The sequence below is a fragment of the Serratia sp. NGAS9 genome (genome assembly GCF_009905295.1).
Lineage (GTDB): Bacteria > Pseudomonadota > Gammaproteobacteria > Enterobacterales > Enterobacteriaceae > Serratia > Serratia bockelmannii.
This window is the reverse complement of record NZ_CP047605.1, coordinates 489,103-508,647: the sequence shown is the minus strand read 5'-3', so window position 1 is coordinate 508,647 and position 19,545 is coordinate 489,103. Positions and strand designations below refer to the sequence as shown.

Sequence of the window (19,545 nt, the reverse complement as noted above, 5' to 3'; positions counted from 1 at the left end):
TGCAGTGGCGAAAAGCGCGAGTATAATGCGCCACAATTTGCCAGGAGAAAGCATGAAAAACGACGTTTGTTTTGTTAGCCGCAATCGACAAAACCGACTGCCTATCGGCGGCCAGCTGCCGTTGTTTCTCCTGTTGCTAAACCGATCGTTTCAAGCCCCTCATTGAGGGGCTTTTTTTTGCCTTAAAAAGTCCCGCGCCACGGGCACGCGTCGAGGAGGAGTGAAAAATGGCCAACCCGCTGTATCACAAACACATCATCTCTATTAACGATCTCAGCCGCGAGGATCTGGAGCTGGTGCTGCGCACCGCCGCCGGTCTGAAAGCCAACCCGCAGCCGGAACTGTTGAAACACAAGGTGATCGCCAGCTGCTTCTTTGAAGCCTCGACCCGTACCCGCCTGTCGTTCGAAACCTCGATGCACCGCCTCGGCGCCTCGGTGGTCGGTTTCGCCGACGGCAGCAACACCTCGCTTGGCAAAAAAGGCGAAACCCTGGCCGACACCATCTCGGTGATCAGCACCTATGTGGACGCCATCGTGATGCGCCATCCGCAGGAAGGCGCAGCGCGCATGGCCTCGGAATTCTCCGGCAACGTGCCGGTGCTCAACGCCGGCGACGGCGCCAACCAACACCCGACCCAGACCCTGCTGGATCTGTTCACCATCCAGGAAACCCAGGGGCGCCTGAGCAACCTCAGCATCGCCATGGTCGGCGACCTGAAATACGGCCGCACCGTGCACTCGCTCACCCAGGCGCTGGCCAAATTCGAAGGCAACCGCTTCTACTTCATCGCCCCGGACGCGCTGGCGATGCCGGCCTACATCCTGAAAATGCTGGAAGAGAAAGGCATCGAGTACAGCCTGCACAGCAGCATTGAAGAAGTGGTGCCGGAGCTGGATATTCTCTACATGACCCGGGTGCAGAAAGAGCGCCTCGATCCTTCCGAGTACGCCAACGTGAAGGCGCAGTTCGTGCTGCGCGCCGCGGATCTGGCCGGCGCGCGCGCCAACCTCAAGGTGCTGCACCCGCTGCCGCGCATCGACGAGATCGCCACCGACGTGGATAAAACGCCGCACGCTTACTACTTCCAGCAGGCGGGCAACGGCATCTTCGCCCGTCAGGCGCTGCTGGCGCTGGTGCTCAACGCAGATTTGGCTCTTTAAGGGGGAACCGCCATGACTCACGACAACAAACTGCAGGTCGAAGCGATCAAATGCGGCACGGTGATCGACCACATTCCGGCGCAGATCGGTTTCAAGCTGCTGACGCTGTTCAAGCTGACCGCCACCGACCAGCGCATCACCATCGGCCTGAACCTGCCCTCCAACGAGCTGGGCCGCAAGGATCTGATCAAGATCGAGAACACCTTCCTGACCGAGCAGCAGGCTAACCAGCTGGCGATGTACGCGCCGAAGGCCACGGTAAACCGCATCGACAACTATGAAGTGGTACGCAAGCTGACCCTCAGCCTGCCGGACCACATCGACGGCGTGCTGACCTGCCCGAACGGCAACTGCATCAGCCGCAGCGAGCCGGTGGCGTCGAGCTTCAGCGTCAAATCGCGCGGCGGCGAAGTGCACCTGAAATGCCGCTACTGCGAAAAAGAGTTCGAGCATCAGGTGGTACTGCAGGCAGACTAAGCCCGGCATGGGCGCCGGGAGATGGCGCTGTCATTCTCCCGGTGACGCCCTATAATGGGTCCTCTGAAAATTACTCTACCCACGTTGCTACCCACCGAATTTTACGCTGCGGCCGACCGCGCGGCGGCGTGAAAGACAACGGGTCTATCAGGAGAAAACATGTCACGTAATATCAGCACTGAACTCGCCCCGGCAGCCATTGGTCCTTACGTGCAGGGCGTTGATCTGGGCAGCATGATCATCACTTCCGGCCAGATCCCGGTCGATCCGAAAACCGGCGCCGTCGCCGACGACGTCGCCGCACAGGCGCGCCAGTCGCTGGAAAACGTTAAAGCGATCGTCGAAGCCGCCGGCCTGATCGTTGCCGACATCGTGAAAACCACCGTATTCGTGAAAGACCTGAACGACTTCGCCACCGTCAACGCCGCGTACGAAGCCTTCTTCACCGAGCACAGCGCGCCGTTCCCGGCCCGCTCTTGCGTAGAAGTGGCGCGTCTGCCGAAAGACGTGAAGATCGAAATCGAAGCCATCGCCGTGCGTCGTTAATCGACACGCATGCGAATCACGGCCAGTGCAGACTGGCCGTTTTTATTGATAATCATTTTATTAACCCAATTAATTTATAGCGATAGCGTAATATCGTTCACATTTACAATTCCCTAATAAAAATACGCCTATAATTATTTTTCACCCGGCCGGGTCATTGCTGTTTCATTTCGTTCACTTCGTGAATAATGACAGGAGATAACCATGGCACCTAGCGTATTGGATTATTTTATCCAACAAGTTTCCCGTTATCCGGAAAAAACCGCCGTCGTCGGCGATAATAAACACCTGACCTACCGTCAATTGGATGAAGCCAGCAGCGCACTGTGCGCGCTGTTGCTACGGCGGGGCGTGGCGCCCGACAGCTATGTGCCGCTCGTCACGCTGCGCACGCCGGAAATGCTGATCGGTATGTTGGCGATCGTCAAAGCCGGCGCAGGCTATATTCCCATCGACGCCCGTTACCCGGAAAAAAGAATACAGGATATCGTCACGCAAAGCGGTTCCCCTTTAATACTCGCCAGCAACGCGACGATAGCGCTTTCGGAAAATAACTTCAGCGAGGATATTATTTATATTGATAATATATCAACTTCTTCGCAGGAGAATATAACGTTCATTTCTCCGTCCCCCGATGCCATCGTTTATCTCATTTTCACTTCAGGCACCACCGGCAAACCGAAAGGTGTGCTGATAGAACATCAGTCACTGCTGAATTTAATTCTCTGGCATAACAAGCAATTCGCCATGGATGCCGAAAGTCGTTCTACGCTGATCGCCGGCTTGAGTTTCGACGTCGCGCAATGGGAGATCTGGTCGCCTCTGACCAGCGGCGGCACATTGTATCTGCCCCCGGAAGACGCTCGCCTGCAGCCGGAAGTCCTGCTGGCCTACTTTGCCGAACAGGGCATTACCCACGCCAGCCTGCCCGCCGTACTGGTTGCCGAAGTGGTCGGCGCGCCGCAACCGGCCAATCTGGCGCTGCGGTATCTGTTCAGCTCAGGGGAGAAACTTCATCCGGTCGATCTGCGCGGCATCGATTATTCATTGATCGATTACTACGGCCCGACGGAAGCCACCATATTCGCCACCTGCAACCGGGTGGCTTGCGCCACGCAAAACCCGCCCGCCAGCATTGGGCAGCCCATCGGCGATACCGAAATCTTCATCCTCGATGACCGACTGCAGCCCGTGATCGGCGATCGCCCCGGCGAGCTGTATATCAGCGGCCGCTGTCTGGCCCGCGGCTACCTGAACAATCCGGCGTTGACCGCCGAGCGCTTCATCACCCCGCCCCACTTCGCCGGATTGCGCCTGTACCGCAGCGGCGATCGGGCTCGTTGGCTGGCGGATGGCCGCATTCAATATCTGGGCCGTATCGACGATCAGGTCAAAATCCGCGGCAATCGCATTGAACTGGGCGAAATCGAAAACGCCATGCTGCAGGTTGCGGGCGTCCGTAAAGCGGTGGCCGCCGTGGCAATGGCTGACGATCCGCTGGGCAAGAAAATCGTGGCGTTTCTGATCGCGGAGAGTGACAGCGAAAACGTGACCGCACGCGTCCGACAGAAACTGAAAGAAACGCTGCCCACCGCATTTCTGCCCGCCGATTATCGTTTACTGGAACACATGCCGCTGAACAACAACGGCAAGATCGACAAAGCGGCTCTGTTGGCGCATTACCAACCGGTCAGCGTCAGTGTCGGCGTTGCGCAGCCGCTGACCGCCGACCAGCGCGTCGTCGCCGATCTCTGGCGCTCGCTGCTGAAAGTGGAACAGCCCGCAGCCGACGATGATTTTTTCTCGCTGGGCGGCCATTCGCTGTTGGCGGCCAAACTGATGGCGGCGCTGGCCGAGGCATTTGCCGTCGAGACTTCGGTGCACGACATCTATGAATATCCCACTCTGGGCGCCCTGGCGCAGGCACTGGCACTGGCACAACGCAGAGACCGGCAACCGACACAGCGGCAAGGCGAAGCGCGTGCCTTGCAGGATGATGTTTATTTGCCGTCGGATCTCGTCATCGATCCGACGTTCGATCCGCGGCAAATCAGCGCGCCGCGCGCCATTTTGCTGACCGGCGCCACCGGCTTCGTCGGCGCGCATCTGTTGGCCGATCTGCTGCGCACCACCGACGCCGAGCTGTACTGTCTGGTGCGCGACGGCGCCAAACTGCCGCCGAGACAGCGGCTGGAGGCGGTGCTGCAGCGCTACCGGATCGCGCTGAACGCCAGCCAGCACGCGCGCATTCATATCGTGCCTGGCAACGTAGCGGAACACGACTTTTCGCTGACGCCGGCGGCCTACAGGGCGTTAAGCCGAGATATCGATCTGATTTACCATTCGGCCAGCGCGGTGAATTTTATCCAGCCTTACGCCTACATGAAGCGCGACAACGTGCAGGGCCTGCGGGAAATCATTCGCTTCGCGGCGCATAGCCGCACCAAGCCGCTGATGCTGCTGTCGACCATCTCCGTATACAGCTGGGGGCATCTGCACACCGGCAAGCGGGTGATGCGGGAAAGCGACGATATCGACCAAAACCTGCCGGCGGTCAGCCGCGATATCGGCTACGTGCGCAGCAAATGGGTGATGGAGAAAATCGCCGATTTAGCGGCGGCGCAAGGCCTGCCGCTGATGACCTTCCGCCTGGGCTACGCCACCTGCCACAGCCGTACCGGCGTCAACGCCGATTATCAATGGTGGGGACGGCTGGTGAAAACCTGCATCAGCAGCGGCACGGTGCCGGATTTACGGGATATGCGCGAAGGGTTGACCACGGTGGATTACATGACCCGGGCCATCGCCCACGTCTCTCGCAATCCGCAGGCGCTGGGGCAGAAATTCAACCTGATCCATCAAGGTGACAATAATCTGACGCTGCGTGAGTTTTTCAGCCTGCTGGAGCGCGAGTTCGGTTATCGTTTTCGTCCCTTGCCCTTCGCACAGTGGCGGGCCCAATGGGAAAACGACAGCGACGCGCCGCTGTACCCGCTGCTCAGCCTGTTCAAGGATCCTATGGTGGACGAGCTATCGACGGTGGAGCTCTATCAAGACACCTATCGGTGGGACTGCAGCAACCTGCAACGCTTCCTGCAGGGCAGCGGTATCGATGAGCCGCGCTTCACCCGCCAGCTGCTGCTGAACTACCTGCAGCACGCCATCGGGTATGCGCCGCTGTCGCTACAGGCGTAATGAAACCGGGGCTCAACTGGCCGAGCCCCGTCACCCTCACTCCGTTTTAAGCCCCCGCAGCAGCGCCTCCAGCGGGTACACCGCGGCAATCACCACTTCGTCGCGCGTCTGCGCCGCCGCATCCAGCCGGCGCTGCGCTTGTTCGGCCTCGGCCCGGCTCAGCGGTTTGTCCTGCTGATGGCGATCCAGCAGCGTTAACCCCAATACGGCCAGGGCATCGACGTCCTGCGCCACCGGCGCCAGCTCCCGCAGCGTGCGGTTGCCCGCGATCGCCGTTTGCAGCGCCGCGCCGTTCGCCTGCCAGCGCTGCAGCCGTTCGCGCAGCGCCTGTGCCGCCGCCTTATCGCGCTTATCCTTCAGCAAAGCCGCAACCTGGGCATGCATGTCACGCACCGCGCCGCTCTCCGGCGGCAGCGCATCGGCAAAGCGGTTCAGCGGTTCGAACTGATGATAGATGCCGGCCTGGAACTTCAGGTGCTGGCGGGTGTAATACTGCGCCGGTTCCACCGCCTCGGCCAGGATCTGTAGCGGCGCGATCTGCACGCTGTTGCTCAGCCGGGTGAATTCGCGCGCCGTTTCCGCATGCTGCTGCAGGCCGACCGACACCACCGACCAGGCGTCGATCGCCGCCAGCCGCCGGTACATGTTGCTTTCGTCGGTAACGTCCTGCGCCGACCACAGCCGCTCCGCCACCGCGAAGGCGCGCGGCCACAGCTTGAGATCGATCAGCGGCGCGCGCACGTTTTCCGCCCACAGCGCCGCTTCACCGCCGAGAATATTGGCCTGCCCTTTCTCGTCCGGCACCACCGGCATCTTGCCCGTCGGCGCCGCCGCCAGCTTGTCGCCGCTGGTGGGGTAACGCACGTTGCCGACCAACGTATAGCCGCTGAGCTTGTCCTGTTGCAGCGTGACCACCGGCCGCGTATCGCCCATCCAGGTATCGACGCGGAACGTCACCTGCTGCGGCGTGCGCCAGACGATGTCGTGCACCGCGCGGCGCGACTTGCCGTTGAAATCGATAAAGCCGCGCCAGCCCTGCTTGCCCTCGATCAGCGTGAAGCTGCCCTCCACCGCGCTACCCTTCAGACGCGGCATGCTGAAACGCCAGCTTTGCGCCTGCTCGCCGGGTTGCACCGCCGTCTCAACCCCCAGCGGCTGCGGCAGAATTTCATTGCGGTAGTGATAGGCAGTGCTTTGCGGCTGATCGAGGTAGAAACCGGTGGAGAGGATGCCCTGATAGCCGTCCTGCGCACTGGCGCCCAGCGAGTCTTGCCCCTGCCAGGACTGAATGACGATCGAGCGCGGCAGCGACGGATGGTAGATCTCGTCCCAACCGACCATCTGCCGCTGGTGCTTCTCGAGGATCTTTTCCAGCTTCTGGTTGAAGTAGGCCTGCAGCGCATGGGTATCCGCCAGCCCGTTCTGCTGCATAAACGCCTGAATCGACGGCGACGCCCGCCACTGGCTGGCGTCCACTTCGTCGCCGCCGATGTGCAGATAAGGATCGGGGAAGATCGCCGCCAGCTCGCCGACGATCGTATCGACAAACTGATACACCTCGTCGCGGGTCGGATCGAGCGTCGGCTTATGCACGCCCCACTCGCGCTCCATGCGATACGGCCCCGGCGCGCTCATCAGGTCGGGATAGGCCACCGCGATGCTGGAGGCGTGCCCCGGCATGTCGATCTCCGGCACCACGCGAATGCCGCGCGCCGTGGCGTAAGCCACCACCTGCCGCATCTGCTCACGGGTGTAGAACTGGCCGTCGCTGGCCTGCTGCTGCAATTTGGGGTAATGCTCGGAGGCGAAGCGCCAGCCCTGATCGTCGGTCAGGTGCCAGTGGAATACGTTGAGCTTGGCCGCCGCCATGCCATCAAGCTGGCGCAGAATGTCCGGCAGCGGCAGGAAATGGCGCGCCGAATCCAGCAGCACGCCGCGCCACGGAAAACGCGGCACGTCGCGAATATCCACCAATGGCAGGAAAGTGTTTTGCCCGTCGGTCTGCAGCAGCTGCAGCAGGGTCTCCATGCCGCGCAGCGCGCCAAAGCGAGTGTTGGCGGTCAGCGTGGCGCCCTGCGGCGTGACCGCCAGCCGGTAGCTCTCATCGCTGCCCGGCAGCGGCTGCGCCGCCACCCGGTCCTTGATCACCACTTTGATCGCCGCGCCGTTTGCTTCTTCCCTCAGCGCCAGCGTCCAGCCGGTCTGCAACTCGATGCGCTGGCGCCAGCGCGGCAGCGCGTCGCCCAAATCATCACCCTGCAGCGTCAGAGACAATCGGCGATCCAGCACCAGCTTGCCCGCCGGTTGCGTCACTTCCACCTGCTGCGGCCAGGGCATCAGCGGCAAATCACCCGCCGGCTGCGCCAGCGCGCCGCAAGAAAACCATAACGATGAAGCCAGTAGCGCATAACGGAAAGGTCTGTGCATCGGAAATTCCTCAGAGGAAAAAAACAAAATATCCCCAATGAATTTCAAACCACCGCTAGGCGGCAAGCGCCCGCATCCCCAGGCGCTTAGGTCTGCTAAGTCACTGGGGGGCGGGCGTACAGCCAACAACGCGGTGGCTTGAAAGGCGCAGGGGAAAACAGCCAACGCTGTAGATAAAGACTCAGCACAGAACAGATGTCCAACCGTTGCGGTGAAAAAGCGGACGGGATCACAGTTGCCCCCTCCCGGCCGGAGGGGGCGAACGGGTTATTGCCAGCCGTAGCGGCGCACGAACCAGCCTTTCACGCACTGGGTCAGCACCATGTAACCGGCGAGGATCAGCACCAGCCACGGGAAGTAACCGAGCGGCAGCGCCTGCAGCTGCAGGAAGCCGGCCAGCGGCGAGAACACCAGGCCGATGCCGGTGGCGATCACCGCCAGCGTCATGATGCACAGCGGCCAGGACGGGCGGCTCTGGATAAACGGAATTTTGCGCGTGCGGATCATGTGCACGATCAGCGTTTGCGACAGCAGCCCTTCCACGAACCAGCCGGACTGGAACAGCGTCTGCATTTCCGGCGTGTTGGCCTTGAATACCCACCACATCAGGCTGAAGGTCAGCACGTCGAAGATCGAACTGATCGGCCCAAAGAACACCATAAACCGCCCCAGATCGGCGGAGTTCCAGCGCTGCGGCTGGGTGATCTGATCGTCGTCGACGTTATCGAACGGGATGGCGATCTGCGAGATGTCATACATCAGGTTCTGAATCAACAGATGCAGCGGCAGCATCGGCAGGAACGGCAGGAAGGCGCTGGCGATCAGCACGCTGAACACGTTGCCGAAGTTGGAGCTGGCGGTCATCTTGATGTATTTCAGCATGTTGGCGAAGGTGCGGCGCCCTTCGATCACCCCCTGCTCCAGCACCATCAGGCTTTTTTCCAGCAGGATGATGTCCGCCGCTTCCTTGGCGATATCCACCGCCGAATCAACGGAGATGCCGATATCTGCCGCGCGCAGCGCCGGCGCGTCGTTGATACCGTCGCCCATAAAGCCCACCACGTGCCCCTGGCGGCGCAGCAGTTTGACGATGCGCTCCTTGTGCAGCGGCGTCAGCTTGGCGAACACCGTGGTGCGCGCCGCCGCCTGCGCCAGCTGCTCGTCGTCCATCTGCTCGATCTCGCTGCCGCGCAGCAGATGATCGGCCTCAAGCCCGACGTCACGGCACACTTTGGCGGCCACCAGTTCGTTGTCGCCGGTGAGGATCTTCACCGTGACGCCGTTCTGTTTCAGCGCCGCCAGCGCCGGCGCGGTGCTTTCCTTCGGCGGATCGAGGAAGGCGACGTAGCCTTCGAGGATCAGATCCGACTCGTCCGCCACGCCGTATTCATGGGTTTGCGCCGGCAGGATCTTGTTGGCCACCGCCACCACCCGCAGCCCCTGCTGGTTGAGATCGTCGGTGATGCGGCGGATCCTCGCCAGCAGCGCCTCGCTCAGCGGGATCACCTCGTCTTCGTGGCGCACGTGGCTGCAAATCGCCAGCATCTCTTCCAGCGCGCCCTTGCACACCAGCTCGTGATACTCGTTGTCTTTGGCCACCACCACCGACATGCGGCGGCGCACGAAATCGAACGGGATCTCATCCACCTTGCGGTAGTTTTGCAGCGCCTCCGGCTGCTGATTTTGCTCCGCGCAGCTCAGCACCGCCACGTCGAGCAGGTTTTTCAGCCCGGTCTGGTAGAAGCTGTTCAACCAGGCGTAGCGCAGCACCCGCTCGCTGCTGGCACCGAACACATCGGTGTGGCGCTCCAGTACGATCTTGTCCTGGGTCAGGGTGCCGGTCTTGTCGGTGCACAGAATATCCATGGCGCCGAAGTTCTGGATGGCGTCCAGCCGTTTGACGATCACCTTCTGACGCGACAGCTTCACCGCCCCTTTGGCCAGCGTCGAGGTGACGATCATCGGCAACATCTCCGGCGTCAGCCCGACCGCCACCGACAGCGCGAACAGCGCCGCCTCCCACCAGTCGCCCTTGGTGTAACCGTTGATCAGCAGCACGATCGGCGTCATCACCAGCATAAAGCGGATCAGCAGCCAGCTGACCTTGCTGATGCCGCTCTGGAAGGCGTTCGGCTGCTCATCCTGGCTGGTGACGCGCTGCGCCAGCTGGCCGAAATAGGTGCCGCCGCCGGTGCCGATCACCATCGCCAGCGCGGTGCCGCTGACCACGTTGGTGCCCATGAAGCACAGGTTCTGGCAGTCGAGCGGATCGGCCGCCAACGCCTGCGGCGCCGCGGATTTCTCCACCGGCAGCGATTCGCCGGTCAGCGCCGCCTGGCTGATGAACAGATCCTTGGCCGACAGCACGCGCAGATCCGCCGGGATCATGTCGCCGGCCGCCAGCTTGATGATGTCGCCCGGCACCAGCTGCGCGATCGGCAGCTCCACGTGCTCACTCTTGCCGGTGAGCGCATCGCTGCGGATCACCGTGGCGGTGTTGCTCACCATCGCCTTCAGCGCGTCGGCCGCCCGGTTGGATCGCGCCTCCTGGATGAAGTTCAGCAGCGTGGAGATCAGCACCATCAGCGCGATCACCAAGGCGCCGGTGAGATCCTCGGTGGCGTAAGAGATCATGCCGAGCGCGGTCAGCAGCAGGTTGAACGGGTTGCGGTAGCAGTGCCAGAGGTGTTGCCACCAGGCCTCTTTCTGCTGATCGTCGATGACGTTCTCGCCGCAGCGCTGGCGCACCTGCTCCGCCTCATGGGCGGTAATGCCTTCCGGGTGGCTGTGGAAACGCTCAAAGAGCTGCATCGTTTCTGCGGCGGCGCATGCCAGCCGCTGCTGCGCCAGGCCGGCCGGCATGTCGCGCGCAGCGCCGCCGACGCTGTCCAGCAGGCTGTCGCGGCGCACCAAACGGCGCGGGAGGCCGCGGGCGAACAGGCCCAGCAGCTGACGGGGGAGTTTTTTCAGTTTCATGGTTCGCACCTCGTCGCCCGGTGCCTCACGGCAGCGGGTAAACGGGGATCGTCATCGGCCGGGCGGATGGCGGGTGCGCCCAAAAGCCTCTGCCAACGCAGATCCTTATTCTTTTTTTCAGCAGCAGGAGCGAACGACGAAGCGCGCGCTACCGGTTACCGTGATGTACTTCACCGGTAAAACAGCAGCGCCAGGCGGAGAGGTTTTACCGGAGAACCGAGTGAGTGTCTAAAGCAGTCGGGTCGGGGTCCATATGGGGGATCACCTCCGGTAAAGAGAAAAACAGAGCGGCAGGAGCGGCCGTTCAGCGCAGTGCAACAATCCCGTTTTGCATCAAGATCCCCGTGGGAAAATGAGCTATGCTGACGGGCATTGTTTTACAGGCCGTTATGTTACGCCTGTCCACCTCAACGAAAAGTAAACCATGCAAAACCGGCTGACCATCAAGGACATCGCACGCCTGAGCGGCGTAGGTAAATCCACCGTCTCACGCGTGTTGAACAATGAAGGCAGCGTGAGCCCGCAAACCCGTGAACGGGTGGAAGCGGTGATCCGTCAGCAAGGGTTTACCCCCTCCAAGTCGGCACGCGCCATGCGCGGCCAGAGCGACAAAGTGGTGGGCATCATCGTTTCCCGTCTCGATTCGCCGTCGGAAAACCAGGCGGTGCGCACCATGCTGCCGCTGCTGTATCAGCAAGGCTTCGATCCGATCGTGATGGAGAGCCAGTTCGAAACCCGCCTGGTGCAGGAGCATCTGCACGTACTGCATCAGCGCAACGTCGACGGCGTGATCCTGTTCGGCTTCACCGGCCTGACCGCGGCGATGCTCAAGCCGTGGCAGGAAAAAATGGTGGTGATGGTGCGCGAATACGACGGCTTCTCGTCCGTCTGCTACGACGATGCCGGCGCGGTGAACCTGTTGATGGATCGCCTGTATCAACAAGGGCATCGGCATATCGGCTATCTGGGGGTGCAGCTCAGCGACGCCACCACCGGCCAGCGCCGCTATCAGGCCTATCTCAACGCCTGTGAACGCCTCACGCTCACGCCGCGCGCCACGCTGGGCGAGCTGAGTTACCAGAGCGGTTTCCAGCACGCCGCCGAAGTGATCGATGCGCACACCAGCGCACTGATTTGCGCCTCCGACAGCATCGCCCTGGGGGCGATCAAATACCTGCAGCAGCAGCCGGCGCGCGCCATCCAGGTATGCGCCATCGGCAACACCCCGCTGCTCAGCTTCCTGTTCCCCGACACCCTGTCGGTGGAGTTCGGCTACGGCAGCGCCGGCCTGCTGGCCGCGCAGCAGTTGCTGGCGCAGCTCAGCGGCGAGCAGGGGATCCGCCGCCTGGTGGTGCCCAGCAAACTTTCCTGACGACCTGATGAGAAGTTGACCATTTTTTGTCATTTTGTGATCCTCGCCCCAAACCGGGAACGTTCCCATTTCATTCAAAAAGCCGAGTGGCTAAGCTTTGATCATTACTCAGTCAACACCTCTGCAGGTATCCCATAATGAGCAAAGTAAAACAGCAGGATATTGATCGCCTGATTGTTTTGGTCGGCGGCCGCGAGAACATCGCCACCGTCAGCCATTGCATTACCCGGCTGCGTTTCGTCCTCAACGATCCCAACAAGGCGAAACCGAAAGAGATCGAAGCGCTGCCGATGGTCAAGGGTTGCTTCACCAACGCCGGGCAGTTCCAGGTGGTGATCGGCACCGACGTCGGCGACTACTATCAGGCGCTGATCGCCAGCACCGGCGTCAACGAGGCCGACAAGGAGCAGGCCAAGGTGGCCGCGCGCCAGAACATGACCTGGACTGAGCGCACCATCTCCCACTTCGCCGAGATCTTCTTCCCACTGCTGCCGGCGCTGATCAGCGGCGGTCTGATCCTCGGCTTCCGCAACGTGATCGGCGACATCCCGATGTCCGACGGCCAAACGCTGGCGCAGATGCACCCGGCGTGGAAAACCGTTTACGACTTCCTGTGGCTGCTCGGTGAAGCGATCTTCATGTTCCTGCCGGTGGCCATCTGCTGGTCGACGGTGAAAAAGATGGGCGGCACGCCGGTGCTCGGCATCGTGCTGGGCGTCACCCTGGTGTCGCCGCAGCTGATGAACTCCTACCTGCTCGGCCAGCAAACGCCGGAAGTGTGGAACTTCGGCTGGTTCGTGATCCAGAAAGTGGGCTATCAGGCGCAGGTGATCCCGTCGATCCTGGCGGGCATGGCGCTGGGCTGGATCGAAACCCGGCTGAAAAAGATCGTTCCCGACTATCTCTATCTGGTGGTGGTGCCGGTGGTCTCGCTGCTGCTGGCGGTGTTCCTGGCACACGCGCTGATCGGGCCGTTCGGCCGCATGATCGGCGACGGCGTCGCCTGGGCGGTGAAATCGGTGATGACCGGCAGCTTCGCGCCGGTGGGCGCCGCGCTGTTCGGCTTCCTGTATGCGCCGCTGGTGATCACCGGCGTGCACCAGACCACGCTGGCTATCGACATGCAGATGATCCAGAGCATGGGTGGCACCCCGGTGTGGCCGCTGATTGCGCTGTCCAACATCGCGCAGGCCTCGGCGGTGCTCGGCATCATCATCATCAGCCGCAAGGCCAACGAGCGTGAAATCTCGGTGCCGGCGGCGATCTCCGCCTACCTCGGCGTGACCGAACCGGCGATGTACGGCATCAACCTCAAATACCGCTTCCCAATGCTGTGCGCGATGATCGGCTCCGCGATCGCCGGCCTTATCTGCGGGCTGGACGGCGTGATGGCCAACGGCATCGGCGTCGGCGGCCTGCCGGGCATTCTGTCTATCAAGCCGCAGTTCTGGCTGATTTACTCGCTGGCGATTCTGGTGGCGATCGTCATCCCGCTGGTGCTGACCATCATGGTCTACAAACGCAAGGCCGCCCGCGGCGAGCTGCCGGTTTGATTGACGCAAGATGAATGTAGGGGCCTGCTCACGCGGGCCCGTTGTCACGATTCAAAGGTATTGAACTATGAGCAACCCAACCCCCTGGTGGCAGAACGGCGTCATCTACCAAATTTATCCGAAGAGTTTTCAGGACAGCACCGGCAACGGCTACGGCGATTTGGCCGGGGTGACCCGGCGGCTGGACTATCTGCAGGAACTGGGCGTCGACGCCATCTGGCTGACGCCGGTCTACGTATCGCCGCAGGTGGACAACGGCTATGACGTGGCGGACTACTGCGCCATCGATCCGGCTTACGGCACGATGGCCGACTTCGAGCAGTTGATCGCCGCCGCCCACCAGCGCGGTATCCGCATCGTGATGGACATGGTGTTCAACCACACCTCGACCGAGCACCCGTGGTTCAAAGCCGCGCAGGATCGCCACAGCCCGTATCGTCAGTTCTACGTCTGGCGCGACGGCGACGGTGAAACGCCGCCGAACAACTGGCGCTCCAAGTTCGGCGGCAACGCCTGGCAGTGGCACGCCGACAGCGGCCAGTACTACCTGCACCTGTTCGCCGCCGAGCAGGCGGATCTCAACTGGGAACACCCGCCGGTGCGCGAAGAGCTGAAGAAAGTGTGTCAGTTCTGGGCGGACAAAGGCGTCGACGGCCTGCGCCTCGACGTGATCAACCTGGTGTCCAAACAGCAGGACTTCCCGTCCGACAGCCAGGGCGACGGCCGCCGCTTCTACACCGACGGCCCGCGCATCCACGAGTTCCTGCAGGAGATGAGCCGCGACGTGTTTCAGCCGCGCGGCCTGATGACGGTGGGCGAGATGTCCTCCACCACGCTTGAGCATTGCCAGCGCTACGCGGCGCAGAGCGGCGAAGAGCTGTCGATGACCTTCAACTTCCACCACCTGAAGGTGGACTACGCCGGCGGTGAAAAATGGACGCGGGCGGCGCCGGATTACGTGGAACTGAAGCAGATCTTCCGCCACTGGCAGCAAGGGATGCATAACCGCGCCTGGAACGCGCTGTTCTGGTGCAACCACGATCAGCCGCGCATCGTGTCGCGCTTCGGCGATGAAGGCGCACTGCGGGTGCCGGCCGCCAAAATGCTGGCGATGGTGCTGCACGGCATGCAGGGCACGCCTTATATCTATCAGGGCGAAGAACTCGGCATGACCAACCCCGGCTTCCGCGCCATCGAGCAGTATCGCGACGTGGAAAGCCTGAACATGTACGCCGAACTGCGCGCCCAGGGCCGCAGCGACGCCGAGCTGCTGGCGATCCTGGCCGACAAATCGCGCGACAACGGCCGCACGCCGATGCAGTGGAGCGCCGCACCGCACGCCGGTTTCACCACCGGCACGCCATGGATCGGCTGCGCCGAGAACTACCCGCAGATCAACGCCGACGCGGCGCTGGCCGATCTCGACTCGGTGTTTTACGCCTATCGCCAGCTGATCACCCTGCGCAAGCAGTATCCGCTGCTGACCCACGGCGACTATCAGGATCTGGCGCCGGAACACCCGGCGCTGTGGTGCTATCAGCGCAGCTGGAACGGCCAGCGCCTGCTGGTCGCGGCCAACCTGAGCCGCGAACCGCTGGCCTGGGCGGCGGCAGGCGTGGAAGCCTCCGCGCAATGGCGCCCGCTAATGAGCAACTACGCCGATTCGGCGGACCAGCCGCAGGCGCTGACGCTGCGGCCGTTCGAAGCGGTGTGGTGGCTGCTCGAAGACTAACCCCGCAGGGCGCGGCGAGCGCTGCGCCCTACCATTTCCCCAGCAGCGCCACCACCCCGGCGGCCTCTTGCGCCAGGCGTTCATCGCTCATGTCGAATACGCCCTGCACCAAATGCGGCGGCAGGTAATCCATGCCGGTCAGGTTGGCCATGGCGTGGAACGGCAGCAGCAGATCCTGCACCGGATAACGGTTGTACCCTTCCGCCGTATAAGCCTGCGCGTTACCGCCGGTGCTCACCACCAGCTGCAACGGCTTGCCGTGCAGTTTAGTGCCCTCGCTGCCGTAGGCGAAACCGTAGGTTAATACCGCATCCTGCCATTCGCTGAGGATCGCCGGCGAGCTGTACCAGTAAAACGGGAACAGCATCACTACCGCATCGTGGCTCTGCAGCAACTCCTGTTCACGCGCCACGTCGATGCGGTAATCCGGGTACGCGCGGATCAGCTCATGTACGGTCACGTTAGGCAGCGTGCGTACGGCCTCGATCAGCGCTTTGTTGATGCGCGACTCGTCGGGGGTGCGGTGGGCGGTTAACACTAAAATGCGTGGCATAACGATTCCTCGGTCATAAGAAGATGAGGGCATTTTTCCATTTCCGCCGCTTCGGGTGTAGGCTGTTAGAGGTCACTTCAATTTCAACCGAAAGTATCAACCACTATGTCGCTGCCCTTTGACGTGCATCGCCTGTTGCCGGCCTTCCTCGCCGCCGCGCAGGCGCAAAATTTCTCCGCCGCCGCCCGCCAGCTGGGCGTGACGCCGGCGGCGGTCAGCAAAAACATCCGCGCGCTGGAAGAGAAGCTGGCGCTGCGGCTGTTTCAGCGCAACACCCACAACGTGTTGCTGACCGACGAGGGCAAAGCGCTGCTGGCGCAGGTAGCGCCGCTGTGGCAGGCATTGGCGGCGACGCTGGAAAGCGCCGGCGGCGAACGGCAGGCGCCGGCCGGGGTGGTGCGCGTCACGATGATCCCCGGCTTCGGCCGCCAGATGCTGATGCCGTTGATCCCGCAATTTTTGGCGCGCTATCCGCAGATCGATCTCGATCTGTCGCTGGACGCCCGGGTGGTGAATCTGGTGGGCGAAGGTTTCGACGTCGGCATCGGCAGCCGGGTCGATCCCGACAGCCGGCTGGTGGCCCGCCCGCTCTACCCGATGCACATGGTGCTGGCGGCGTCGCCCGACTATCTGGCGCGGTGCGGTGAACCGCAAACGCCGCACGATCTGCTGCGGCACGACTGCCTGCTGCACCGCAACCCGGCCAACGGCCGCCACGTCAAATGGCAGCTGCGCCATCAGGGCGAAACGCTGGCGCTGGATCTGAACGGCCGGCTGGTGGCCAGCCGTCCGGAGATGCTGCTGGATGCGGCGCTGGCCGGGCTGGGCATCGTCAACCTGGCGCGCTGGTACCTCGATAGGCACTTCGAACAGGGCACGCTGCGGCCGGTGCTGGCGGAATGCTGGCCGCGCCCGGTGCAGCTGTGGCTCTATTACGCCTCGGCGGATCTGCCGCCGCGGGTGCGCGTCTGGGTCGATTTTCTGCTGGAACATTTTCGCGATCGACCAACCGGCGATTGACGTCTGTTCAGCTTGCACACGCTCTTCCGTTTTCCTTGTTCTACATCAAAAGAATCGCGCCAATATCTATATATAGTGAATTAAGAATTGCGAACACCTATATATAGTAGTTATCCACAAAATCATCCACACGCCGCCACAGCCCTTGCGCGCTGCGGCTTTGCCCTGTGGATAAGCGAAATTTGACGGTTGCTCGCCATGCCAGGCGGGTATGAACGCTCCCTCGGGGAACAAGGAGTACAACGTGAAACCAGTAGTGATTAAGCGGGACGGTTGCCAGGTACCTTTTGACGAAGCGCGCATCGCGCAGGCCATCGAGCGCGCCGCGCTGGCGGTGGGCGTGGTCGATGCCGACTACTGCGCTACCGTCGCCCGCGTGGTCGCTCAGCGCATGGAGCTGCAGCCGCGCGTCGATATCCACGAGATCCAGCAGGCGGTGGAAAACCAGCTGATGGCCGGCGAATACAAGCAGCTGGCGCGCGCCTATATCGAATACCGCCACGATCGCGACGTGGCGCGCGAGCTGCGCGGCCGCCTGAACCAGGAGATTCGCGGCCTGGTCGAGCAGAGTAACCGCGCGCTGCTGAACGAAAACGCCAACAAGGACAGCAAGGTGATCCCCACCCAGCGCGACCTGCTGGCGGGCATCGTCGCCAAACACTACGCCAAGCAGCACATCCTGCCGCGCGACGTGGTGCTGGCCCATGAACGCGGCGAAATTCACTACCACGATCTCGACTACTCGCCGTTCTTCCCGATGTTCAACTGCATGCTGATCGATCTGAAAGGCATGCTGACCAACGGCTTCAAGATGGGCAACGCCGAAATCGAGCCGCCGAAGTCGATCTCCACCGCCACCGCCGTGACCGCGCAGATCATCGCCCAGGTCGCCAGCCATATTTATGGCGGCACCACCATCAACCGCATCGATGAAATCCTGGCGCCGTTCGTCGACGAGAGCTTCCGCAAACACCTGCAGGTGGCGGAAGAATGGCAGATCCCGGACGCCAAAGGCTATGCCATGGCGCGCACCGAGAAAGAGTGTTACGACGCCTTCCAGTCGCTGGAGTACGAGGTCAACACCCTGCACACCGCCAACGGCCAGACGCCGTTCGTCACCTTCGGCTTCGGCCTCGGCACCAGCTGGGAGTCGCGCCTGATCCAGCGCTCGATCCTGAAAAACCGCATCGCCGGGCTGGGCAAAAACCGCAAGACCGCCGTGTTCCCCAAACTGGTGTTCGCCATCCGCGACGGCCTCAACCACCAGTACGGCGATCCGAACTACGACATCAAGCAGCTGGCGCTGGAGTGCGCCAGCAAGCGCATGTACCCGGACATTCTCAACTACGATCAGGTGGTGAAGGTCACCGGCTCGTTCAAAACGCCGATGGGCTGCCGCAGCTTCCTCGGCACCTACGAGCAGGACGGCGAGCTGGTGCACGACGGCCGCAACAACATCGGCGTCATCAGCCTCAACCTGCCGCGCATCGCGCTGGAGGCGATGGGCGATGAGTCGCGCTTCTGGGCGCTGTTGGATCAGCGCCTGCAGCTGGCGAAAAAGGCGCTGATGACGCGCATCGCCCGGCTGGAAGGCATCAAGGCGCGGGTGGCACCAATCTTGTACATGGAAGGCGCCTGCGGCGTGCGGCTCAAGGCCGACGACAACATCGCGGATATCTTCAAGAATGGCCGCGCCTCGATTTCGCTGGGCTACATCGGCCTGCACGAGACCATCAACGCGCTGTTCGGCGGCAAAAACCACGTGTATGACGACGAGGCGCTGCGCGCCAAAGCGGTGGCGATCGTCACGCGGCTGCGCGCCGCCGTCGACGCCTGGAAAGACGAGACCGGCTACGGCTTCAGCCTCTACAGCACGCCGAGCGAGAACCTGTGTGATCGCTTCTGCCGACTGGACACCGCCGATTTCGGCGTAGTGCCGGGCGTCACCGACAAGGGCTATTACACCAACAGCTTCCACCTCGACGTGGAGAAGAAGGTCAATCCGTACGACAAGCTGGACTTCGAAGCGCCCTACCCGCCGTTGGCCAGCGGCGGCTTCATCTGCTACGGCGAATACCCGAACCTGCAGCACAACCTGAAGGCGCTGGAAGACGTGTGGGACTACAGCTACACCCGGGTGCCTTACTACGGCACCAACACGCCGATCGACGAGTGCTACGAATGCGGCTTCACCGGTGAATTCTCCTGCACCAGCAAAGGCTTCACCTGCCCGAAATGCGGCAATCACGACTCGGCCAAGGTCTCGGTCACCCGCCGGGTGTGCGGCTATCTCGGCAGCCCCGATGCCCGGCCGTTCAACGCCGGCAAGCAGGAAGAGGTGAAACGCCGGGTGAAACACCTCGGCAACGGGCAGCTCGGCTGAGAAACGCCGTGCAACCTAGGCAGAAGCCTGTTCATCAGGCGTGATTGTCACAGCCAGTTTGCCTTCGGCCAGCGCGCACCAACCGCAGCGTACACGCAGTACGTGAGGATTGGCAGCACTGCCCGGAGGCAAAATGGCCAGTAAAATA

The 19,545-nt window shown here is 62.1% G+C and carries 12 protein-coding genes; 9 read left to right on the top strand and 3 right to left on the bottom strand.

The genetic code is table 11. The annotated features are described in order from the left end of the window. The first annotated feature begins 227 nt into the window (after positions 1–227). The 4 genes from pyrB (at position 228) to GUC32_RS02325 (ending at position 5,381) form a co-directional block, all read left to right on the top strand. Positions 228–1,163 (top strand): aspartate carbamoyltransferase, encoded by a 936-nt coding sequence (gene pyrB / locus GUC32_RS02340; protein WP_049204480.1) that lies wholly within the window; start codon positions 228–230, stop codon positions 1,161–1,163. Positions 1,164–1,175: 12 nt separating this feature from the next. Next, a complete protein-coding gene (gene pyrI, locus GUC32_RS02335) occupies positions 1,176–1,640 on the top strand; it encodes an aspartate carbamoyltransferase regulatory subunit (RefSeq protein ID WP_004933377.1) in 465 nt (154 codons plus the stop codon). A 159-nt stretch (positions 1,641–1,799) separates the two neighbouring features. Continuing rightward, positions 1,800–2,186: a 2-iminobutanoate/2-iminopropanoate deaminase gene (ridA, locus tag GUC32_RS02330; RefSeq protein WP_004933379.1), complete on the top strand. Its 387-nt coding sequence runs from the start codon at positions 1,800–1,802 to the stop codon at positions 2,184–2,186. Positions 2,187–2,390: 204 nt separating this feature from the next. After that, positions 2,391–5,381 carry an amino acid adenylation domain-containing protein gene (locus GUC32_RS02325; protein ID WP_369435531.1) on the top strand — a complete coding sequence of 997 codons (2,991 nt, stop codon included), beginning with the start codon at positions 2,391–2,393 and terminating at the stop codon, positions 5,379–5,381. Between the two features lie 36 nt (positions 5,382–5,417). Here the strand turns inward: GUC32_RS02325 and GUC32_RS02320 are convergent, their stop codons facing one another. Next, positions 5,418–7,808: a beta-N-acetylhexosaminidase gene (locus tag GUC32_RS02320; protein WP_369435530.1), complete on the bottom strand. Its 2,391-nt coding sequence runs from the start codon at positions 7,806–7,808 to the stop codon at positions 5,418–5,420. Between the two features lie 267 nt (positions 7,809–8,075). Further along, positions 8,076–10,784, bottom strand: a complete 2,709-nt coding sequence (gene mgtA / locus GUC32_RS02315; RefSeq protein ID WP_265527288.1) for a magnesium-translocating P-type ATPase — start codon at positions 10,782–10,784, stop codon at positions 8,076–8,078. Positions 10,785–11,208: 424 nt separating this feature from the next. On the opposite strand from mgtA, the gene treR reads away from it, so the two are divergent. From treR to treC, 3 genes are all read left to right on the top strand, one after another. After that, positions 11,209–12,156: a trehalose operon repressor TreR gene (treR, locus tag GUC32_RS02310; RefSeq protein WP_025305108.1), complete on the top strand. Its 948-nt coding sequence runs from the start codon at positions 11,209–11,211 to the stop codon at positions 12,154–12,156. Positions 12,157–12,293: 137 nt separating this feature from the next. After that, a complete protein-coding gene (treB, locus tag GUC32_RS02305) occupies positions 12,294–13,709 on the top strand; it encodes a PTS trehalose transporter subunit IIBC (protein WP_043139193.1) in 1,416 nt (471 codons plus the stop codon). A gap of 67 nt (positions 13,710–13,776) precedes the next feature. Further along, positions 13,777–15,441, top strand: a complete 1,665-nt coding sequence (gene treC / locus GUC32_RS02300; RefSeq protein ID WP_369435529.1) for an alpha,alpha-phosphotrehalase — start codon at positions 13,777–13,779, stop codon at positions 15,439–15,441. Positions 15,442–15,469: 28 nt separating this feature from the next. Here treC and GUC32_RS02295 read toward each other — a convergent pair whose 3' ends face one another. After that, on the bottom strand, positions 15,470–15,994 hold the full coding sequence (locus GUC32_RS02295; protein WP_089181587.1) for an NAD(P)H-dependent oxidoreductase: 525 nt from the start codon (positions 15,992–15,994) through the stop codon (positions 15,470–15,472). Between the two features lie 105 nt (positions 15,995–16,099). Between GUC32_RS02295 and GUC32_RS02290 the strand changes: the two genes are divergently transcribed. Then, complete coding sequence (locus GUC32_RS02290; protein ID WP_369435528.1) at positions 16,100–17,014, top strand: LysR substrate-binding domain-containing protein; 915 nt, start codon at positions 16,100–16,102, stop codon at positions 17,012–17,014. Between the two features lie 244 nt (positions 17,015–17,258). Further along, positions 17,259–19,397 (top strand): anaerobic ribonucleoside-triphosphate reductase, encoded by a 2,139-nt coding sequence (gene nrdD / locus GUC32_RS02285; RefSeq protein ID WP_369435527.1) that lies wholly within the window; start codon positions 17,259–17,261, stop codon positions 19,395–19,397. Positions 19,398–19,545 lie beyond the last annotated feature (148 nt).